The 21,001-nt window shown below is 39.9% G+C and carries 22 protein-coding genes, 1 tRNA gene and 4 pseudogenes; 10 read left to right on the forward strand and 17 right to left on the reverse strand.

The window, feature by feature from the left end:
• Positions 1–17 precede the first annotated feature (17 nt).
• From S3O_RS0101895 to bioB, 4 genes and pseudogenes are all read right to left on the reverse strand, one after another.
• The gene (locus S3O_RS0101895; protein WP_010597359.1) at positions 18–698 is read right to left on the reverse strand and encodes a methyltransferase domain-containing protein; all 681 of its coding nucleotides are present in this window, start codon (positions 696–698) and stop codon (positions 18–20) included.
• A complete protein-coding gene (locus S3O_RS0101900; protein ID WP_010597360.1) occupies positions 679–1,263 on the reverse strand; it encodes an alpha/beta fold hydrolase in 585 nt (194 codons plus the stop codon). Before S3O_RS0101900 ends, S3O_RS0101895 begins: the two co-directional genes overlap by 20 nt.
• A 129-nt stretch (positions 1,264–1,392) precedes the next feature.
• Positions 1,393–2,514 (reverse strand): aminotransferase class I/II-fold pyridoxal phosphate-dependent enzyme, encoded by a 1,122-nt coding sequence (locus S3O_RS10630; RefSeq protein WP_010597361.1) that lies wholly within the window; start codon positions 2,512–2,514, stop codon positions 1,393–1,395.
• A pseudogene (gene bioB / locus S3O_RS13235) lies at positions 2,505–3,466 on the reverse strand (biotin synthase BioB). Before bioB ends, S3O_RS10630 begins: the two are co-directional and overlap by 10 nt.
• A gap of 92 nt (positions 3,467–3,558) precedes the next feature.
• Here bioB and bioA point away from each other — a divergent pair.
• The 7 genes and pseudogenes from bioA (at position 3,559) to S3O_RS0101940 (ending at position 11,548) form a co-directional block, all read left to right on the forward strand.
• A complete protein-coding gene (gene bioA / locus S3O_RS0101915; RefSeq protein WP_010597362.1) occupies positions 3,559–4,851 on the forward strand; it encodes an adenosylmethionine--8-amino-7-oxononanoate transaminase in 1,293 nt (430 codons plus the stop codon).
• Between the two features lie 235 nt (positions 4,852–5,086).
• On the forward strand, positions 5,087–5,275 hold the full coding sequence (locus S3O_RS17675) for a hypothetical protein (protein ID WP_192805851.1): 189 nt from the start codon (positions 5,087–5,089) through the stop codon (positions 5,273–5,275).
• Positions 5,220–6,059: an efflux RND transporter periplasmic adaptor subunit gene (locus tag S3O_RS10640; RefSeq protein WP_192805852.1), complete on the forward strand. Its 840-nt coding sequence runs from the start codon at positions 5,220–5,222 to the stop codon at positions 6,057–6,059. The genes S3O_RS17675 and S3O_RS10640 overlap by 56 nt, the downstream gene beginning before the upstream one ends.
• Positions 6,060–6,065: 6 nt before the next feature.
• A pseudogene (locus S3O_RS20260) lies at positions 6,066–9,032 on the forward strand (efflux RND transporter permease subunit).
• Positions 9,033–9,115: 83 nt separating this feature from the next.
• Positions 9,116–9,868 carry a 2,3,4,5-tetrahydropyridine-2,6-dicarboxylate N-succinyltransferase gene (gene dapD, locus S3O_RS13245; protein ID WP_408005651.1) on the forward strand — a complete coding sequence of 251 codons (753 nt, stop codon included), beginning with the start codon at positions 9,116–9,118 and terminating at the stop codon, positions 9,866–9,868.
• Between the two features lie 469 nt (positions 9,869–10,337).
• A complete protein-coding gene (locus S3O_RS0101935) occupies positions 10,338–10,838 on the forward strand; it encodes a hypothetical protein (protein WP_010597368.1) in 501 nt (166 codons plus the stop codon).
• Positions 10,839–10,939: 101 nt separating this feature from the next.
• Positions 10,940–11,548 (forward strand): hypothetical protein, encoded by a 609-nt coding sequence (locus tag S3O_RS0101940; RefSeq protein WP_010597369.1) that lies wholly within the window; start codon positions 10,940–10,942, stop codon positions 11,546–11,548.
• Positions 11,549–11,718: 170 nt separating this feature from the next.
• Here the strand turns inward: S3O_RS0101940 and S3O_RS16975 are convergent, their stop codons facing one another.
• The 13 genes and pseudogenes from S3O_RS16975 to S3O_RS20015 form a co-directional block, all read right to left on the reverse strand.
• Entirely contained in the window at positions 11,719–11,859 is a 141-nt protein-coding gene (locus tag S3O_RS16975) for a hypothetical protein (RefSeq protein WP_156792687.1), read from the reverse strand.
• Positions 11,830–11,914, reverse strand: a tRNA-Leu gene (locus S3O_RS0101945). The genes S3O_RS16975 and S3O_RS0101945 overlap by 30 nt, the downstream gene beginning before the upstream one ends.
• Positions 11,915–11,941: 27 nt before the next feature.
• Positions 11,942–12,310: a preprotein translocase subunit SecG gene (gene secG, locus S3O_RS0101950; protein ID WP_010597370.1), complete on the reverse strand. Its 369-nt coding sequence runs from the start codon at positions 12,308–12,310 to the stop codon at positions 11,942–11,944.
• A 38-nt stretch (positions 12,311–12,348) separates the two neighbouring features.
• The gene (tpiA, locus tag S3O_RS0101955; RefSeq protein WP_010597371.1) at positions 12,349–13,116 is read right to left on the reverse strand and encodes a triose-phosphate isomerase; all 768 of its coding nucleotides are present in this window, start codon (positions 13,114–13,116) and stop codon (positions 12,349–12,351) included.
• 489 nt (positions 13,117–13,605) lie between these two features.
• Positions 13,606–13,734: a hypothetical protein gene (locus tag S3O_RS19365; protein ID WP_268869399.1), complete on the reverse strand. Its 129-nt coding sequence runs from the start codon at positions 13,732–13,734 to the stop codon at positions 13,606–13,608.
• Positions 13,735–13,828: 94 nt separating this feature from the next.
• Positions 13,829–14,038: a hypothetical protein gene (locus S3O_RS0101970; RefSeq protein ID WP_010597372.1), complete on the reverse strand. Its 210-nt coding sequence runs from the start codon at positions 14,036–14,038 to the stop codon at positions 13,829–13,831.
• 78 nt (positions 14,039–14,116) lie between these two features.
• Positions 14,117–14,338: a hypothetical protein gene (locus S3O_RS0101975; protein WP_156792688.1), complete on the reverse strand. Its 222-nt coding sequence runs from the start codon at positions 14,336–14,338 to the stop codon at positions 14,117–14,119.
• 29 nt (positions 14,339–14,367) lie between these two features.
• Entirely contained in the window at positions 14,368–14,508 is a 141-nt protein-coding gene (locus S3O_RS16980; protein ID WP_156792689.1) for a hypothetical protein, read from the reverse strand.
• 215 nt (positions 14,509–14,723) lie between these two features.
• On the reverse strand, positions 14,724–15,746 hold the full coding sequence (locus tag S3O_RS0101980) for a hypothetical protein (protein WP_010597374.1): 1,023 nt from the start codon (positions 15,744–15,746) through the stop codon (positions 14,724–14,726).
• Between the two features lie 38 nt (positions 15,747–15,784).
• Entirely contained in the window at positions 15,785–16,546 is a 762-nt protein-coding gene (locus S3O_RS0101985; RefSeq protein ID WP_192805853.1) for a hypothetical protein, read from the reverse strand.
• Between the two features lie 708 nt (positions 16,547–17,254).
• Complete coding sequence (locus tag S3O_RS0101990) at positions 17,255–18,088, reverse strand: hypothetical protein (protein WP_156792690.1); 834 nt, start codon at positions 18,086–18,088, stop codon at positions 17,255–17,257.
• 167 nt (positions 18,089–18,255) lie between these two features.
• Positions 18,256–18,675 (reverse strand): hypothetical protein, encoded by a 420-nt coding sequence (locus S3O_RS0101995; RefSeq protein ID WP_010597377.1) that lies wholly within the window; start codon positions 18,673–18,675, stop codon positions 18,256–18,258.
• Positions 18,676–18,763: 88 nt separating this feature from the next.
• Positions 18,764–19,650: pseudogene (locus S3O_RS20015) on the reverse strand (NAD(+) kinase).
• A 366-nt stretch (positions 19,651–20,016) separates the two neighbouring features.
• Between S3O_RS20015 and S3O_RS0102005 the strand changes: the two are divergent.
• The 3 genes and pseudogenes from S3O_RS0102005 to S3O_RS19370 form a co-directional block, all read left to right on the forward strand.
• On the forward strand, positions 20,017–20,256 hold the full coding sequence (locus tag S3O_RS0102005) for a hypothetical protein (protein ID WP_156792691.1): 240 nt from the start codon (positions 20,017–20,019) through the stop codon (positions 20,254–20,256).
• Positions 20,257–20,270: 14 nt separating this feature from the next.
• Positions 20,271–20,597: a nucleotide exchange factor GrpE gene (locus S3O_RS10660; protein WP_328264320.1), complete on the forward strand. Its 327-nt coding sequence runs from the start codon at positions 20,271–20,273 to the stop codon at positions 20,595–20,597.
• Between the two features lie 295 nt (positions 20,598–20,892).
• Positions 20,893–20,979, forward strand: a pseudogene (locus tag S3O_RS19370) (Hsp70 family protein); the annotation flags it as partial.
• Positions 20,980–21,001: the final 22 nt, after the last annotated feature.

Here is a 21,001-nt window from a genome sequence, read left to right on the forward strand (position 1 = left end):
AATACCTAGATGGTAAGTCAGTTGTGGTTGTTCTGGATTAAAAAAATAGCTGCGAAGCTGGCTGCGAGAAAGCCCTGTGCTTGCCAAGGAAGAAGCTGCTGAATAATTGGTTCCTGTTTCTTTAAGCGAACGCAGCGCCTGATAGACATCGGCAATGTCGCAATCGATCGAAACCCGGCCTGTTGAATGAGCGTTTTCATTTGTGACCAGGTAGGCCATTTAGAATGTGGTTTCAATTCAGGGAAATTCGGAGTGATCGGCATCGAAAATAATAACCACCCTTCGTTTTGTAAACTTGTACGCCATGTCTTCAGTGTTTCACCTAAATGCACAGACCACTGACAGCCCATATTACAAAACAGTAAATCAACGCACGCGGGTGCTAAAATAGGATAATCAAAATCTGCTAAGATCAGTGGAATCGTTTTGGGTAATTTTTGGCGTGCTTGTTTAAGCAATGATTCTGAAAAATCGAGTGCATATAGGCGTTCGTAGGAAAGCATGCGCAGGAGTTGTTGCGTACTGTTACCGGTCCCACACGCTAAATCAGCAATCGATGCGAAAACTGTTCGATAAGAGGTTAACAAAGTTAACGCGGCGGTACAGACGCGATCTTGCACCGAACAGTGTTTATCATAACCGTCTTGCGCTTGATTAAAACGATACTGTAATTTCTTTTTATACTCCGGCACGACCATGCAAAAAACCTGTTATTGTATGTTGGATAGAGAGGGAGTGGGTTAAAAATCCGGCGTGTCCACTGTCGGGTAAAATAATGATCTTCGCATTGGGGTTGAGTTTTTTAAGTTGACACTTTTCTAAACGCAAAATCGCATCGCGCTGTGGGATAAAATGCAAAATCGGCTGAGTAAGACCGGCATACTGGACACGCAAATCGGTGGTAAAAAGTAATGCTAAAAGCTGGATTAAATGCTGAGTTTGCCCATCAATCCACTGTTTTTTCAGCTGTTTTCGAATTAAGCCCTGTGGATCAGGATGACTGACTTTGCGGATAAATTGGTTTTGTAACCTTGGAAATTCAACCTCCGCTTGGCGCATGAACTGCTCGGCGACCGAACACGTTATTCCTTGCCAAGCCGTATCCGCTAAAAAGCGCGGGGAACTGGCATAGAAAATAATCCGCTTCACTTTCTCTGGAAATTGATAGGCCAACTGAATCGCTAATAATCCACCCAAAGACCAAGCAAAAAGTGTAGCGGGTTGTTCTATCTTGCTTGCCAGTGATTGGACAAGTATTGTCAACGAGGTATTTTGTTGATGAATATATTCTACACCGTAAAAACAAAGATTCAGTTGTGCTAACCAAGCCAGTGACTGTGCTGAAAATCCCCAACCTGGAAATGGGCTCGAACCATCGCATCGATTAATGATTTAATTTTGGTCGGTGGTATGCAAACTATTGAGTGAAATTCTCAGGCGTGGCTGTTGATCTGGGACCGTCGGCGCACGAATGGCGGCTACATAAAAACCTTGTGCTGCTAACTCATCCTGTACTTGCTTTAATTGTTGGTTATCGGCCACACACAACGGCTGTATAGGACTAATTTCTGCAGAAGAGAGCGTCAATCCTTGTGCTTGCGCATAGTGTGTAAAAAAAAGACAGTTGGCACGCAATTGTTCCCGACGCCAGGTTTCTTTTTGAATCACCTGTAAAGCGCTCTGCAACGCCACACAGAATGCCGGTGGTAAAGCCGTTGTATAATGATAGGTTTTAGCAAATTGTAATAACGTTTCGATAACGATATGACTTCCCGCCACCAATGCACCGCATCCATTCAATGCTTTACCCAGCGGTAGAACAAAAAAGGTTAAAGGATGCGCAGATAACGCACAATACTCTTTAATGCCTGCTCCGGTAGCGCCTAATACCCCAATACCGTGCGCATCATCAATCAGCAAGCCACATTGGTAATGTTCTGCTAACGTGAATAAATCGTGAATGGGAGCCAGATCCCCTTCCATACTAAAAATACTTTCTGTGACCAGTAAATGCGGTCGTCGTTGCTTTGCTAATTGTTGAACATGCTCAAAATCGTTGTGTCGATAACGAACATGATGGGCACGAGAAAGGGCAATGCCTGCTAACAGCGAGGCATGACACAATTTATCAGAAAACACACAATCGCTGCGTCCAACCAAAGCGCTAATAATCCCGAGATTGGCGTGATAACCCGAATTAAACAATAAGGCGCGGTCGACCTGTAACCATTCTGCAAATTGTGCCTCTAGGCGTGCATGTTCGCTTGAATAACCGGTCACCAATGCCGAAGCCGCGCTACCTAAACCATAACGTTGCACGGCACAGGCAAAATCGGTGATGATTTGCTGATGTTGATTTAATCCTAAATAATCATTACTCGCAAAATCTATATAGGTTTTACCGTTTATACAGAGTTGATTCGCCGTTTTTCCACGCTCAATTGCAGTTCGTACCCGAGTTCGACCATGCTGTGCCCAACGTTGATTTTTTTGGTAGAGATTTTCTAGGAACATGACGTCTGCACTTCCTGACTAAGCATCCCCACTAAATTTAATTTTTGCAGTAATTGTTGATCATGATTTAACGTGGCATTCTTCGCCGTCAGTAATTTTTCACCGATAAAAATTGAATTTACACCGGCCATAAAACACCACGCTTGGGTTTCATCTGCCATCTTTTCACGTCCTGCGGCCAAACGAATGCGGGTTTGTGGAAAAACCAGGCGTGTCACCGCAATGGTTTTGATCAGTTCAAATGAATCTAAAGGTTTGCTAACGGCGTCCCAGGAATGGGAATCAGTTGATTAATCGGAATACTGCGCGGAACAGTGGGTAATTCGGATAAAGCAAGTAACCATTTTACACGATCCGCTTGCGTTTCACCCATGCCGACAATTCCACCACAACAAATCGCAATACCCGATTTAGCCACGTGATCTAAGGTATTTAATCGATCCGCATACGTTCGTGTATGAATAATGGTTTGGTAAAACTCAGGAGAACTATCCAAATTATGATTATAAAAATCCAATCCGGCCTCGTGTAGCTGTTGTGCTTGTTCGGCATCGAGCTGCCCCAAGGTCACACACGTTTCTAGACCCAGCGCTTTGACAGCACGAATCATTGCTAACACCTGTGGAAACTCTTTTTTAGGTGGATTACGCCACGCGGCCCCCATACAAAAACGCTGCGCACCGTGTGCTTTAGCCGCTTTAGCCTGTTCGACCACTTGTTCCAACGCAAGCAATTTTTCTTTTTTTACGCCCGTTTGATAATGCGCACTTTGTGGACAGTAAGCACAATCCTCTGGACAGGCGCCGGTTTTAATACTGGACAAGGTACAAAATTCGATACTTTGATCTGAAAAATGACGTTGATGACACTGATAAGCGCGTTGAACTAATTCAAAAAAAGGTAAAGAAAATAATTGAGTGATCTTGTCTTCGTTCCACGACGTCGGGGACATAAATTAAAAAATCTCCTGGAAGCGTTGCTAGGCAAGAATATTACATGGTAGGCTTTATTTAGTCAACTTTATAAAAGTTTAATGGTTTACTAATGAAAGATATTTCATGGCAACAACTGGATCTACAGTGGAATTGGCATCCTTGTGCACAAATGAAAGATTATGAATCGTTTAAACCTTTAGTTATTCAGAGTGCACAAGGGTGTTATTTAAACTTAGCGGATGGGAAAAAAGTGATCGATGCGATTTCCAGTTGGTGGTGTAAATCATTAGGTCATCAACATCCTGTTCTAAAACAAGCACTGTCCGAACAACTCGAAAAATTTGAACATGTCATTTTTGCCAATACCACCAATAAAATCATTGTCCGTTTAGCCGAAAAATTAACCCAATTTATGCCACATTTAACCAAAGTGTTTTACGCCGGAGATGGATCCTGCGCAGTAGAAATTGCTTTGAAAATGAGTTTACACGCACGGGTCATTGGCGGTGAACATTTACGCCGAAAAATCATTGCCTTACACAATGGTTATCATGGCGAAACATTGGGTGCACTGAGTGTGAGTGATGTCGGACTGTATCGTCAATCTTACCGGGCTTGGTTATTTGAGCCTGTTTTTGTGTCGCCAGTGTATGTCACCTCAGCCGAGGATCCTAAATGGGAAACAATCGAATCAGAATGGCCGAGGATTGAACAATCCTTAGCGCCTTACGCTGCAACCGCCACGGCATTGATCGTTGAGCCACTGGTTCAAGGGGCAGGAGGAATGAAATTATATAGTCCTGATTTTTTACGGCGAATCGCTCACTGGGCGAAACAACACGGTATCCATCTGATTGCCGATGAGATTATGACCGGTATCGGGCGCACTGGAAAACGCCTCGCTTGTGAATATGCCGGGATTCAGCCGGATTTTGTGTGTTTAGGTAAAGGCCTCACTTCCGGCTGGATACCTTTTAGCACGGTATTAACCACCGAATCTCTCTATCAAACATTTTACGATGAGATGAATACAGGCAAGGCATTTTTACATTCTCATACTTATTCTGGGCACGTATTGGGTGCACGTTTAGCTTTAGCAACATTGCATATCATGGAAACAGAACATTTATATGCTCGGGCCTGTACACTGCAAACTATTTTACGACGTTTGATGCAAGAAGTGGCTGATAAAACCGGTTTATTAACCAATCTGCGTGGACTCGGCGCCTGGGTCGCGGCCGATCTCGTTGTTCCCGATCCTCATCAACGATGGGGCTACCTGGTCTACCAAGCCGCGGTACACAACACTATTTATTGGCTCCCTCCGCTGACGATCTCCGATCATACTTTATCTGAATTAAAAGAAATCACTTTACAGGCTATTTTAGAGGTTTTCGGCTGAATAAACTTGGTTTATAAAAATAGGTGCAAATATCTAGTTTTACCGTAAAAAAAACAGATTTTTTATCTAAATTGAGAGTCAATGCACTGTATTTATAGGACACAAAGCTTCTTAAACACTTATCAAAGCCCATTTTTAGCTAAAAATCAGATAAATTGATTGCATTTGCATCGATAACACTCTATAGTTTTTCGTTTTCATTAAGAAAAAACACAAAAACTCAGCAGAGCCGATTATGCCAAAGCGTCTACGTATTTACATGATTTTAGGGTTGGTTGCGATGGTATTACTGGCTACCGGCCGTATTGCTTTTTCCTACTATTATCGTTACCGCATGGCCAGCTTTACTCCCAAGTCAGGGCGTTATCTTGAAGTCCGAAGTCACTGGTTTAGTGACGGCTGTCTATTTCCGCTCCGGAGATGAAGTAAAAGAAGGTCAACCGCTGGTTCAACTCAATCCAGCCATTCCTGCGGCGCAGTTTGCTACGGCGAAAGCACAAACCCAATTAAGTGCTGCCGATTACCAACGCGCATTGCAATTATATCGTAAAAAAGTGTTTGCAAAAGCGGATTTAGATAAAGCATTAGCCAATTATCAAGCCAATCAAGCACAAGAAGCCAAAGCAAACGCCGCTTTAGCACAAACAACGATTCGTGCCCCTTTTTCAGGTCGTTTAGGTTTACGAAATGTAAATAAAGGAGACTATCTGGATCCGAGTCGGGCCATTGTAAATTTAAATGCTACAACGCCTTTACGCGTTAATTTCCAAGTTCCAGGCACCGCATCGAGTCAAATTAAACTGGGTAATTCAGTCTTTATTCAAAGCAGTGCTTACCCTAAACAAACATTTGTCGCCAAAGTCTATGCGGTGGACTCCCAAATTGATGCCGCAACACGTAGTTTAGCGGTCCGAGCGGTCCTCGACAACGCCTCTGGGAAACTTTTGCCCGGAGCGTTTGTTGAAGTTTCTTTGCAATTAGGGTCAGCCGAGTCATTACCGACTATTCCAGAAACTGCACTCAATACCGATGAAAAAGGAACTTATGTGTACCGTGTTGTGGGTAACATAGCACTTAAAACGCCCGTAACCGTTCTTTTTGAAAAAGCGAGTCAGGCCGGGGTCTCGGGACTGAAGGTCGGTGAAAAAATCATTCGTGTCGGGAGCTTTAAAGTCCACGATAAAGCACCAATTATCATTGGAAAATAAGTCATCATGCGTTGGATTGAACCGTTTATTCGTCGTCCTGTTCTAGGAATCGTCTTTAGCTTATTCATTCTACTGATCGGCCTACAATCGTTTTTATTGTTACCCGTTCGTGAGTACCCATCTATTTCACCGTCGGGCGCGCCGGCACAATTGATTGAAAGTTTTGTAACGACTCCTTTAGAGGGCGTATTAGGTGGTGTCAATGGCTTAGATGTGATTCGCTCCAGTAGCAATGCAAATAGCAGTCAAATCAGTCTACAATTCAAATTAGGTTACGATATCAGTAATGCCGTTGCTTCTGTACGTAAACAACTGCCCACTGCCGTATCCGATCCAGTGATTGAAGCCAAAGATCCCAACGCGAATCCTATTTTATTTCTTGCTTTTTCTAGCGCAACACTTTCTCCTGAAGCGGTAACCGATTATCTATACCGTGTCGTGCAACCACAACTCCAAAATGTCGCCGGCGTCGGTGATGCACAAGTGTTTGGTAATCGACGTTACGCAATGCGTATTTGGCTGGACCCGCAGAAAATGGCGGCCCATCAAGTAACTGCCAGCGATGTTCTCCAAGCGATTAAACGCAATAATGTTCAAGCGGCGCCTGGATCACTGACCTCTACGTGGCAAACGATTACAATCCGTGCGAATACCGATATGGTGAATGCCGACCAATTCAATCATTTGGTCATTCGCAATCAAAATGGTTATTTAGTTCGCCTGTCCGATGTCGGTCAAGCGGTATTAGGTGTGCAATCCACAGATAGTGATGTTAATGGTAATCCACGTACTGCCGTTTTAGGTATCGTTCCTCTCGCCACAGCGAATCCATTAACCGTTGCAAACTCTGTCAAAGCGTTGCTGCCTGAATTACAGGCCGAAGCAGCACCGACTTCAATCAAAGTACAATTAATGTGGGACTCTTCAAGATTTATTACAGAATCAATATACGACGTGACACGAACATTTATCGAAGCCTGTCTATTTGTCTTTTTCGTTATTTTTATTTTCTTAGCCAGCTTTCGTGCGACCTTAATCCCACTAGTGACCATCCCACTATCAATTTTAGGTGTTTGCACGATAATGCTCGTTTTAGGCTATTCGCTGAATGTACTGACTTTATTGGCTTGGGTATTAGCCATTGGTTTAGTCGTCGACGATGCGATTGTTGTCCTAGAAAATATTCATCGCCACCAAAAGCAAGGCTTACCTGCCATCGATGCGGCCTTAAAAGGAACACAAGAAATTGCCTTTGCGATTATTGCCATGACGCTCACTCTCGCAGCGGTTTATATATGACGGGTTTATTGTTCCGTGAGTTTGCTTTTACCTTAGCGGCTGCGGTCATTATTTCAAGGGTCATTTCTTTAATGCTTTCACCGATGCTGTGCGCTAAATTATTAGCGCACGAGAAACCCGAATCTGAATTCGAACGTCGCTCCAATGCGTATTTCCTGGGTCATGCAACACCATCCACGAATACTTTTAATTACCGGCCTGCTGTATTTAAGCGGATTAGGATTATTTAAAAGCTTAAATACCGAGTTAGCTCCGCAAGAGGATCAAGGTTTCATTATTACGGTTGCCAATGGCCCGACGTCAGCTAATATCGCCTATATGAAGCAATACGTCGCACAGTTGGAATCGATTTATAAACGTTTTCCCCAAATCGAATCGTATGTCAGCATCATCGGGATGCAAACACTCAATAGCGCGCTTTCATTTTTAATTCTCAAACCGTGGCAAGAACGCGATGTATCGAGTTCAACCTTGATTTACTCTCTCTTGAAACAGTATTTTATGATTACGGGTTTACAAGCTTTTCCGTTTAGCCCACCGGCCTTGCCGGGCTCTTCGGAACATGCGCCCTTAACCGTCGTCTTAAAAACAACGGATAGTTATGAGAAATTAAACCAATTCGCGCAAGCTATCCAAGAAAAAGTCACAAAAGACAATCCACGCATTGTGGGCTTACAATCTAATTTACATCTCAATTTAGCTCAAGTTACTTTAGATGTGGATAAAGATAAAGCGCTCTCGTTAGGCGTCAACATGGACGATATTGCGAGTAGTTTAAATACACTCATTGGTCAACCACAAAGTAGTTCGTTTAGCTGGAACGGCCGAAGCTACGATATCATTCCGCAACTTTATCCGCAGTTTATGAATACGATGGAGCAACTAAAACTGGTCAATGTCCGTACACAAGCGGGTCAGTTGGTTCCTTTGGCGAACTTAATTCATCTGCAGCATACGGTCACCGCGCAAAGTTTAAATCATTTTCAACGCTTACGTTCTGTGACACTCAGTGGTAATTTAGCGCCAGGTTATACCTTAGGCGAAGCCGTTACTTATTTACAAAAAATCGTTAAACAAATTTTACCTACGGATGTCCAAGTCGATTATTCTGGTGCAACCCGACAATTTATGACTTCGGGCCATCAAATGGGTCAAGCCTTTATTTTAGCGATCCTCTTTATTTTCTTAGTCTTGGCCGCGCAATTTGATAGTTTTCGTGCCGCCAGTATCATTTTATTAACTATTCCTCTTTCTATCGCGGGCGCCTTATTGATTCTCCTTTTAAGTGGAGGCAGCCTAAATATTTACACCCAAATCGGTTTAATTACTTTAGTGGGATTAATTGCCAAACATGGTATTTTGATTGTTGAGTTTGCTAATCAATTGTGCAACAGTGAAAATGGTTTGACCCGTGAACAAGCGATTGTTGAAGCCGCTACATTACGTTTGCGGCCGATTTTAATGACCACGGCGACGATGTTACTGGCCGCCGTGCCGCTCGTACTCGCGCACGGAGTCGGTGCGCATGCGCGCGGACAATTAGGCTGGGTCATTTTAGGTGGAATGTCCTTAGGCACTCTATTTACCTTGTTTATTTTACCGGTGATCTATACCGCTTTTTATCGCTTACGTTTGCCTACATCAAAAAAAGATCTGCCTAAATCCTTACCTTAAGGCGCGCTTGCCTAGACGATTAAATCTAGGCACTATATCTTTTTATTTATAAACTATTATTGGTTTTATATGAGCTCCTTACAATCGCCATCGAACACGATTCATCGATAAAAACAGCGGTATTAGAGTGTATCGCTGGATTGGATCAAGGGACATTACGCGTCGCTGAAAAAAAAGGTTCCGAGTGGATCGTTCATCAGTGGGTCAAACAAGCGATTTTATTATCTTTCAAATTGCGTCATGAAACCGTTAGTGAGGCCGGATTTACACGCTATTTTGATAAAATTCCACAAAAATATGCGGCATTTACTGCGGAGGCGTTTCAACAACACAAAGTACGTGTTGTCCCCAATGCCTGTGTTCGCGAAGGTGTTTTTATTGGTAAAAATACAGTATTGATGCCTTCTTTTGTCAATATTGGTGCCTATGTGGATGAGGGCACGATGGTCGATACCTGGGCCACGGTGGGTTCTTGCGCGCAAATTGGTAAAAATGTCCATTTATCGGGTGGTGTGGGAATTGGCGGAGTATTAGAACCCTTACAAGCGAATCCAACCATCATTGAAGAAAACTGCTTTATTGGGGCACGTTCTGAAATTGTTGAGGGCGTGATTGTTGAAGCCCATAGTGTCATTGGCATGGGCGTGTTTATTAGTCAAAGTACGCCGATTTATCATCGCGAAGAAGATAAAATTTATTATGGACGTGTCCCGAGTGGCTCGGTCGTGATTGCCGGCAGTTTACCTTCTAAAACGGGATCGTGTCATCTCAACTGTGCCGTCAGCGTGCTAAAACAGCGATTAATGAGTTGCTCCGTAGTATTTAATCGATTTTAACAACGATTATATGGAACATCCCCCGACTTAAGCCAATGAGTCGGATCGGTTCGTTGGCTAAATTGCTTTTATGCGGCAATCACTGAAGATATCTCTTGAGTAAAATCAGGCTAAATCAAAGTCTGGTCTGATTTTTCTGGATAACCGATCACTTCACTGGAGACACTATTACTGGTTTGAAAGTACGATTACACATTCAGCGTACGGAATAAAACTGTCTCATCTTCACCGGCCTCTCTGCACCGACGCTGAATTTTTCAGACAGGCGCTCTCCATAATTATTACTTATTCGCGCCACCATTTTTATATCGATTGCCGTGTTTTTTCCCTCAATTGTTTGACTTGTTCTTAACAAGAAGACTGATTTCTATTTGCATAACTAATAACAAAATGATATTTTATTATATCTAAATCATAAGGATATGCGTTAATATGTTTTAAAATGATAATATCCGTAAGGCGTTATATTATGTCGTCATTTATCCAATTTGATCATACCGTTTCCTTCGGAAAAATGATTAATGAAGGAGAAATAGAAGATGTTAGTGTCATATATAACCCAGATAAAGTCTTAACCGATATCAATAGAGTAAATAGAAATCTTCATATTTCTATTGCCAAAAAACCTCTGGAATATTGGAAAAAACTTGTTGCCCAAGATGATTCATCTGTAGAGATCTCTTCCAAAGAACATCTAACTTTGTTATTCGAAAAAATTCTTGCGGAAAAGAGTCTTAAATTAGAACAAGAAAAACGACGACAATATGTATATTTTTTATCTAATTTTTTAAATCAAAATTTATATCACAACGAGGCATTTTATTTATCTAAACATGAATTTGTCCCTACGAAACCAAACCTAAGCATTGATATCGCTTTCCATAACGAAGCAATTTATATCCAAACAAAATTTTCTATACCTGTTTTAATACCGAAAAGTACAAGTGGAGAATTATCAGAAAATCAGTAATCCTTCTAGATTTACAAAAAAAGACTTTAAAAGCACAACTACCTATAAAATAGTTTTGACTCAAACCCAATCGAATGAACTAAACCCTATTAAAAATTGAGATGAGTCTGCTCGAATTCAAAGTGACCTGCCGGAAAAAATATGCGGAAAAGTTCAATCCTCATATTGAGGAGAAGCTCAATTCTCCAGTTACAGAAAACAGCAGATTACCTTACTTCCTACGCTTTTTACTCCACAAAATTAGACTTTTGTCAAAGTTTATTATCAAATATATTTTTGAAAAAGATACGAATATTCATTTTTCAAGCATTCAACACAAGGAAGCAAAATTTACACTAGAGCCTCTATCTTTTTCCCCAACTTCAAATAAAGTGGGTAAATATTCTGAGGAAAAGCCGGAAGCAGACAATCTTGTTTCTTCAGACGCAGAAAAGTCTGATAATACTCATCCGCTTCCCCTCAAAGAAGAAACCATAGTAACCGTCCCTGTCCCGATCATATGTCAAAAGAATGATATCAGTAAGGAAGAGCGATATTCAACTAAAAAAGATATGGGCATTCATTCTTTAAACACTCACCCAACAGAGAAAAAAGTTAACCTAGATATCCTTACTTCAACTAAAATGGCTGGAAAATTAACCATTCATTCAAAATCATCAATAAAAGCTACTTGCACGGGGAGAAAGAAACCATTAAAGCCGATTGAATAAGCCGCAATGGAAATCCACCTTTTTCAAAAAGGTAAAAAACAAACCTATTTGCAATTCAGAAGTCAGCAATACCTTTACCTTTGGTAAAGATAGATCATAAAACAAAAAATAGTGGCCTACCTATTCTTCTCAAACAATAAAAGCGCTGTGTATTTTTCCTGTGATGTAATTCACAACGTATTGGTAAAATGCGACTCACTTTCTCTACTAAATGAATCTTGTGGAAATGAATCGATAAAATAGAAAGAAACTCGATTGAGCTTTGGCTTTATTTTTTCTAATGGTGCCGAAGGCCGGACTCGAACCGGCACAGCTTGCGCTACCACCCCCTCAAGATGGCGTGTCTACCAATTTCACCACTTCGGCAATTTAAAAAAGTTAACTTTTTTTACCCTACTTGTTTACAGCACTCGAATCCATCGGATTGGATTGCTTTTTTACTGTATTATGAGGCACTTCGCTGGTTTTTTGCAAAACAGTTGGTTGCGTTAAACCATCTAATTTCTGAATCGGATCGTCTTGACGAATACGATGTCCAGCTAAATAACCCAATGTTAAACTGGTTACGAAAAAAATAAGTGCAAAAAAAGCAGTGAGCTTAAACAAGAACGATCCAGACCCTTGGCCACCAAACACAGTTTGTGATGCTCCGCTACCAAAGCTTGCGCCCGCCTCGGCACCTTTACCTTGCTGTAACAAGATTAAGCCGATCAACGTGACTGAGACCAAAACATGAAATATAAAAAGTATTTGCGCTAACATCGTTATTTATTCATTACAATCAATTGCTTTACATTCTGTTAAACAGAAGTGCTGAGACACTGCTCATAAATTTGCAAAAACTCGCTGGCGACTAATGACGCACCGCCAACCAACGCGCCATCGACATCAGGCGCTGAAAAAAGAGCCCGTGCATTGGCTGCCTTTACGCTGCCACCATACAGGATAGCTAATTCTTGCGCAAGAGCCACGTCATAAAAAGCAACCTGTTGACGTAAAAATTGATGTACCGCTTGCACTTGTTCTGGGCGGGCAGATATACCGCTTCCAATCGCCCAAACCGGCTCATAGGCGAGTAATGCCGTCTGAAACAATATGGGGTCCAATTTTTTCAGTACGTCCTGAATTTGCTGCGTTAACACCGCCTGGGTTTCCCCCGCCTGGTACTGTTGCAAGGTTTCACCGACACAGAATACAGGTCGAATTCCACATGCCACGGCTTGCTCTATCTTTTTGGCCAACTGTTCCGCGTCTTCATGGTATAAAATACGCCTTTCTGAATGGCCGATCAGCACATATTGGCAACCAAACGCCTGTAACATACTGGCTGAAATTTCGCCAGTATAAGCCCCGATCGGTTCTGAACAGACATTTTGGGCGCCCCAAGCAATGGCTGAGTCTAACAACGCCTTTTGTGTCGGCTCTAGGAACACAAAAGGCGGGCAAACAACCATGTGAACACGAGTCGATCGCGAAATATGGGCTTGACTTAATTGGGTTAATAATACCTGTGTCGATGATTTATCACCATGCATTTTCCAATTACCGATAATGTACTTGGTACGCATTTATTCTCCTCTCTTTTTTAGTCGTTTGACTTTGCAGACCCATTCGTTGATTGAGTATACAAGATTTTACTGCCATAACAGAGGTGTGTTCCTGACCAACTTAGGTTAAAAAACTAGAATGATAAAGCATAGGTCTCTGTTCATCAACCGAATAAACGGGGTCTTGTGGAGAAACAATAAAGAGTGATTCAAGCAAGCGATATGAGAAAAAAATATTTTTTTATTTCTCATTTTTGTTATGTCGCGAAGGCCAAAATCAAAGTGCTTTGGATCATTTGAACTCCCTTGATTCGCTAAACCTAAATAGCTTATTAACCGCTTATGCCAATTATCGGATAATCTTTTTTTTGGGTAGACGTAATACTATTTTGCTCCTGAATCATCTGCTGACCCTGCTTTAGGACTGGTTTAATTTGTGCTACATTCAATGTCATAACGATTAAATTGAACCAAGAATTCACTTCAGTATTATTTTCTGAGTAAAACAAACTATTCTTTCCTAACATGGGGGTCACTTAGAATCAGACAACCTAGGATGAGTAAACAACCTACACCGTGCGATTCAAAAGCTAGTTTTTGACGTGTTTCTTGCTGTGTTTTTTGTAGAATACGCGTCATTAACCTGATAAAATCAGTATTTTTTCATCACGACCTTATTATGGATGAATAAACGGAGTCGTTTAAAAAGCTGTTCACACAAAATTCTCACTTCTTACTCACCTTGTTCTTGCAGCCTCTTATCAAAATTAGGCAGAGGAAAATGATCAATCATTTTTTCCGTAGTTAAAACAAAGAGATTTAAACATGGCTTGGATGTAGAGGGATTAGAGATTTGATTTAATAACTGCTTAAGTAATAAGAAACTACTATAAGTAGAATGACCCACAAATCGATCAAGTGATACGGGATCCGCCCAATACAAAAAATACCGCAAACTGTTTAGGCAATGTCGGTTACGGTTCCATAATTGATGGCGTTGATACTCAGTGCGATTAAGATGTCACGTTAGGCTTAACCGATAAAGAAAATTGTAAATAACGGGTAATTGACCATAATGTACTTCATTTAATAGATCACCAATTTGTTTAGGATGTAGCGGCTTAAGTAAGTAATAAATCAAGTAAAATAAATGAGAAAAGTGTTCTGGTGTCAACGTATGATTCCGGAGCGCAAGGTTAAACAGGCGAACCAAAATAGAATCTCCGTCAAGATTTTTTTGCAAAAAAACCACTGTAACCAATTTAAACTGACTTAGCGACGGTTTCGATCAATTTTTTTATAGTCGGGAATACAGATACAATAACCCGTCTTGCACAATGCTTGTCTAAGATTCTCTCGAGCAGTCCGTTCTTCTAGTGAACTAGGCGTTTCCACTCCTGGCACTGGGTTCATCGAGACACTCCCTCCTTGTTTTCGACAAAAAGCGATGATACCTAAAAATAAAAAACCTTGATACCGTTTTATTTACAAAGCACCGCGTGCTTACGTTTTTTATCCTAAACGTAGTTCAATGCACGTGAACTAAATACATACCTATCCACCTTGGCATACCGCTGCGTTAACAGGAGAGCACTCCGCTGGTAAATCGGGAATGTGATTTTTTTTATTCATTTTATTTTTAAACCAATTAAAAGATAAAACTTTATCTTTTTTTCTTTATTAAAAGCTAAATTTTTTTTCGGTTTACTTGATTGAGTTATCTGCTTTGTGTTAATTATTGACTTTAGATTAGGTCCTTCATCAAAAGGACTTACAACAGATGACGTTATTTTTGCTATTATTTTTTGTTCAATGATTGGCTTTAAGTCACCTTCCTCATCAAAAGGATTTATACCTGCTGACAGTGTAAGCTTTTCTTTTATTTTTCTATCCTGATTTTCTTGTTGAGATGAGTGTTCTTTATTCTTATCAAATAAAGCGTTTTCAACACTTACTCTAAACGAATTTGACCTATCCCAATCACTCGGTTCTGATGAATGATTTACATTGAAACTTAGCTCAAATTGTTCTTCTTCTTTGGGTTTACACTCACAGAATAATCGTTTTTTATTTTTAGACGGTGTCTTATCAGTAGATAACTGTTTGCTTGGTTTATCATTACTGAAAATATGCTTACTTAAGTTAGAAAGTTTTTTTGAGAAAAGAGCTGAAAAGTGGCTTGACTCTAACTTCGTTAACGTCACCTCTCCAAATTCTTTGGTGGGTTTGGTTTCTTTTATAAGTTGATTCATCGCTTTACAAGAATAGTAAGCCAACATAGCTAATCCAGCGACAAAAGCAAGAGAGCCCCATGCAAATAACATCGAAAAAGGAAAAAAAATACTGAAAATGAAAATAACTCCTGAAATGATAAATAAGGGGAGCGCACGCAAAAAATTAAAAAGAGAATTTTTAAACAGTCCAATAATAAGTCTTTTTAAATGGTAGTTAGTCGATACTTTTGTTTCAACCAACAGCTCGGTCATTTCTTCGCTCGCCAATAAAGCCACGTCAATTGGATCACAAGTGTTTCTTTTCGCTGTATAATTAATAACAGTATCTTCTTGTTCATCAATAAGGTAAAAATGACAGGAGAGAAGATCTGGCGTTTTATTTACGATTTCTTGGAGTTTATATATTGCACTTCCCAAGTTAATTTTTACGGGTACATTACTAATAGAATTACGGTTTATTTTTTAGTTTCTTGTATTAACTCATTTAATGCCGCATAAATATTTTGCCCGACAGACGAACCCTCTTTTTTTTCATAAACAACTAACACTCCTTTTCGATCGCCCCAAATAATTTTATTTTCTTTAATATCGATAAGACGCGGTGCACGTAATTGCTTTGAACTTGAGAAAATATTTTTAAGAGAGTGAGTTACAGTATAAATAAATCTACCGTTTTTCTTAAATTGATTCTCAGCACCAATAATCCGAATGTTTTCATTAACTTTTGCATTAAGCCCATTGGAGTTTAGGTTAGGTTTTAATGCACGTACAAATTGACCCTCCTTATAAAAAACTAACGTAGAGGATCCTTGATATAATAAGTCGTGTCCTTTTGCATACAACTCTACGATACAATCATCGACAAATCGTTCATAAAAAGAATCTGGCCATACTCTCTTACCCTTATTGAACCGCTTAAGCGTATTATTAAAAAAGCGTCGTGAAGTATTCAATGATTCAAACTGAGCAACCTCCCGTGTAAAACACGTTTCGACTATTTGCTTAGCTTGATCATTAAAATATTCCGGTAATTTTGTTTGCAAAAAATTTTTATCTATGCCGTTAACTGGCTGCGGAGCAAGGCTCTGTTGAACACTTTCTTGCTGTTTTTCTGGTTTGTTTTGTTTTACCCAGTCGATGAGTACTTTCTTCAAGTGAGTTTTTAATGAGCACGTAACCGCTAACCGCGCAGAAACTTCATCCTCATAAACTTTCATAGAGACCACCGAGGTCCCTGCAATAAATTGGCACGGCGGGTTAAATTTAGGCATAAAATTATTTTTATTATTTTCGAAAATAAAAACCTTATAGAAAAATAATCAACAAATCAATTTATAATTCATATAAATTTATTATTCAGATAACCCTTAGATCAAAAATATATTTAATAATAATAATTAACGATCGATGTGAATCTATTTATGTTTTATAGGATATATTGACCATCAACATTATCTAAAAAAATAAATTAAAAGTACTTTATTACTCTTTTTCAAATCGAATATTGCCCAATTTATAGGTGAGTAAATAAAATAGCTCTATCGTCACTTAGGTTAAATTTATTTTTTTTAAAAGAATTTTTTTTGCTAAAAAGGCGAGGTAATCTGCTAGTTTTTAGTTTGACCGATAAACTAAAACTAGCAGAAGAAAAGTGATACCTGCATTTTTTACAGGTCAATCGTTATACTTATGAAAAATATTCGCTATCTGATTCAAAATTAACTCATATTACAGGACTGAAATTCAGTCTGCGATTCAATCTCCAGCATCTGCTACCCACTCGTCCAATCAAGCTCTTGGGTAGCATTTACATAACTCTTAGTGTGATGTGTTTGTTTCCACTTCACTCATCAACGCATACCTATCGCAGATTTTTCAATCTTTGCTTTGCTTATAATATTTTTCTTGTCTTATCGATAAAAAAATTATTTATGGTGGGATAAAGATGGGCCATATGAACAATCATGCTCATTATTCACAGTCACAGAGCGTTGATCTTTATCAGAAACCTCAGATTGGACATGACCCATTTCTTTAAATGGTTTTACAATTCGTTTTATCACATCTAACCCTGTAGAGCCTTCCTTAAACAAACTAGAGAAAATGTTTTTTATTCTAAATGAGTGTAGCCTTTTTAACGTTGGATCACTATATTCTTCAGTATTTTTTGTTAAACGTTCAAGCTGGTCTATTTTTTTCCATGCATAAAATGATGGAACAGTTAACGCCACACAAAAAGCAGGGATTGCTACCCAAAGTGGCGCACAAGATAACAGTACGCCAGCAATCAAGAACAAGATAGCTGCCAAACAAAGTGTTTTCACAAAAATACTGATATAACCTTTGCACTTCTCCCAATAATGATGATTTATACTCACCTTAGCATTGACTTTAATCGGCTGCAGCAACTTGTTTTTTATCTCGTAATCTGTTATCGCCGCATCGACTGGATCGAGTGTATTTTTTTTGACTGTATAACGGTATACCTTAATTATTTCTTCTTCATTCTCTCCCGGCGTTTTTTCAATATCATAAAGATCGCACGATAATAGTCCATGCAACTTACACACCGCTTTGTAAAGATCATCCATGAGCATCTTTATATTCACTTTAGTTTCTGGACTATTAGCCTGAGCCACTTTTCTTTTTTCGAGCATATCGGCGATGGCTTTGTCTAACATAGAATAAAATTCTGCACCGATTTTTGCTCCAGGCTCTTTTTCATAAACAATTAAGATACCTTGACGATCATCAAACATAATCTGATCCTCAACGATATCGGTTAGGTGCGGCGCCTTGATTTTATTATCGCTAGAAAGCCAACGAATTAAGGAAAAACCATGTTTCTTAATTTTATTTGTCGAACCGATAAGTCGCAGATTTTCATTATTTTTATGACGTAAGCCGGATTGATTTATTTTGGGTTTTAATGCTCGCACAAAATGACCGTCGTTATAAAAAACAAGACTAGAGGATCCTTGATATAATAAAATTTTGTTTTTTCTGTGAGCTTCTTTATGCATTCATCTGCAAAAATAGTTAGAGATTGTGATAAACATAGATCCTTATCATTGTATTGTATATTAAATAAACCCTTTATAATTTTTAAGACATCAGAATCAAAATAAGATCGCGAAAGTTTAATAAAATTGTCGCTATTTAATTCATTGGCTGACTGTTTACGAAAATCGACTTGTTGCTTTGCCCAATCAATTAATTCTTTTTTCATCCATCCTTGCAACGCTTGATCAACTGCTTCCCATGCCTTTTGCTCATTTTCATAGATAGGAAGCTGATCAACTTCATCATTAGGGATACAGTAATTAAGTGGTTCAGAATTTGGCATTATATTTCTTATTTTTATTTTTACGATTAGAAAGTTTTATTATAAATATAAAATACTCTTTAGTTTAAAAAAAATAAACTAATATTTTTTAATGATTATTTCGATTCCAATGTAATTTACTACGTAATGTTTCAAAATAATTATAATCAAGCGGGTGAATTAAACGCAGTGTTTTCGCATATTTCTGAATATGAATATCCGCGCCCATCGGAACAATCATTCGATCTTTCCCATCGCAGCTTAATGAGGGGGGAGACTGATTATCAGCGTGAATATGAATCCGAATCCGACTGGCCGAATTAATCACAATCGGCCGAGCACTGAGCGTATGCGGAAACATCGGCACGAGTACGACTGCATCCAGTTGCGGATGCAAAATAGGTCCTCCCCCAGAAAGTGCATAAGCCGTTGATCCAGTGGGTGTGGCCACAATTAAGCCATCGGCTTGTTGGACACAGACAAACTGTTCATCCACACTGATAGCAAATTCAATCATTCGTGCCACATTACCGGGCATCAAAACCACTTCATTGAGTGCAATCCCTGCATTAATGTGCGCAGGAGGATGCGTGTCAGTGATGGTTGCACTTAATAAAAATCGTTGTTCTTCTTGATAAAAGCCAGCTAATACCTTAGCTATTTTTGTTCAAGATCTTGTGGCCGAATATCCGTTAAAAAACCTAAGCGGCCACGGTTAATTCCTAACACAGCGATATCATCCTCTACCGCATACGGGGCGGCATTCAGCAGGCTCCCGTCACCTCCAACGACAATTAACAGATCTACTTTTTTACCCAACTGATCATTGGTAAAACAAGGGAACTTACGCTGTGATAAAACTTTTGCCGTTTCTTGTTCGACCCATACTTCAAAACCGGCAGCTTGTAAGTAATCCACTACCGCGATTAACGTATCGCTGACGTCTTTCATTCCTGGTCGACCAACCAAGCCAATACGTGTAAATTTTTTAGCCATGCTGACCCCACCCTCTTTGCGTTGCGCTGGTTACCGTTTAGGTTATAACTGTTAACACAGAGTACCAAATTAAACCCTTGATTGCGCTCCTTACTTGAATTAGGGCGAAATCGACCTCACTATTGAGTCAACCACTGAACATAATAGGCCTTTGGGTCATTAAGCGCGGAAGGTTATTTATTACCTAAATAAAAAATAACCAAGCGGTTTCACCGCAGCGTACACGACTCGGATTGACTTTGCGAAGTCGGTCACACTCCTTTACAATTCGATCCGAGGTAAATGAGACAATTTGATTTTCACTGGCAATGGGAGTACCAATAAATGAGCGAGAAAAAAAATACGAAAAAGGATACCTGGAAAAAAATGCATGAAAGCGTAAAAAAAGAAGAAGCGGTGATACAAAGCACCGTGACTCAAGAAAAATCAGCGTCTGCCCCCTTGCATGAGGATACGTTTGAACCTTCTTATCAAAGCTTAAAAGAGCAATTAGCGGCCACTCAAGATCAACTTGAAAAATGCCTCGCTGAGTCACGTCGTTATCAAGAGCAAATTACCTATTTGAAAAAGAAAATGCCTATAAATTCTCACTTGAGAAACTCATAAAAGAACTTTTACCGATTAAGGACTGTCTCGAATCTGCGCTTAGCAGTTTATTGGAAGAGAATCAAGGCAAACAAGAAACTCAGGCGATCCTCAAGGGGATTCAGCTGACCGATCAAGCCCTGCACAAAGTCCTTGAAAAACAAGGCGTCAAAGTCATCGCACCCCTCCCCGGTGAAAACTTTGATGCACATTATCATCAGGCAATGCTCACCGAACCCCATGCTCAATATACCGCCAATACAATCGTTAAAATCTTACAAAAAGGCTATCTACTCCAAGAACGTCTGATCCGTCCGGCGCTCGTGGTCGTCGCACAGGCCGACAATAAACAAACACCTTAAATGTGGAGCCTACCTTGAAAACTGAAAAAACTAACCCAACTTTAGGGGTAGTTAGCTATGAAGCTGATTAATGCGTTTTAATGAGCATTATACAACAACAGATCATCGTGATAGCAGTGTACTCAAGGTTTTTTAGCGCGTGGTGGCTGCACGCTTGTCTGAGACTTAAACCTTAGACGGTATTTTGTACATTGTTTATTGAAAAAGAAACAAGCTATTTATTGCGGAGAACACTATGGCAAGTGCAAAAATTATTGGTATTGATTTGGGTACCACCAACTCTTGTGTCGCAATCATGGAAGGAGGTAAACCTAAAGTGATTGAAAATAAAGAGGGTCGTAGAACCACCCCTTCTGTGGTGAGCTATGATAGTAGTGAAATCAAAGTCGGTGAAGTGGCCAAAC

The organism is Rickettsiella massiliensis 20B (assembly GCF_000257395.1).
Taxonomy (GTDB): domain Bacteria; phylum Pseudomonadota; class Gammaproteobacteria; order Diplorickettsiales; family Diplorickettsiaceae; genus Diplorickettsia; species Diplorickettsia massiliensis.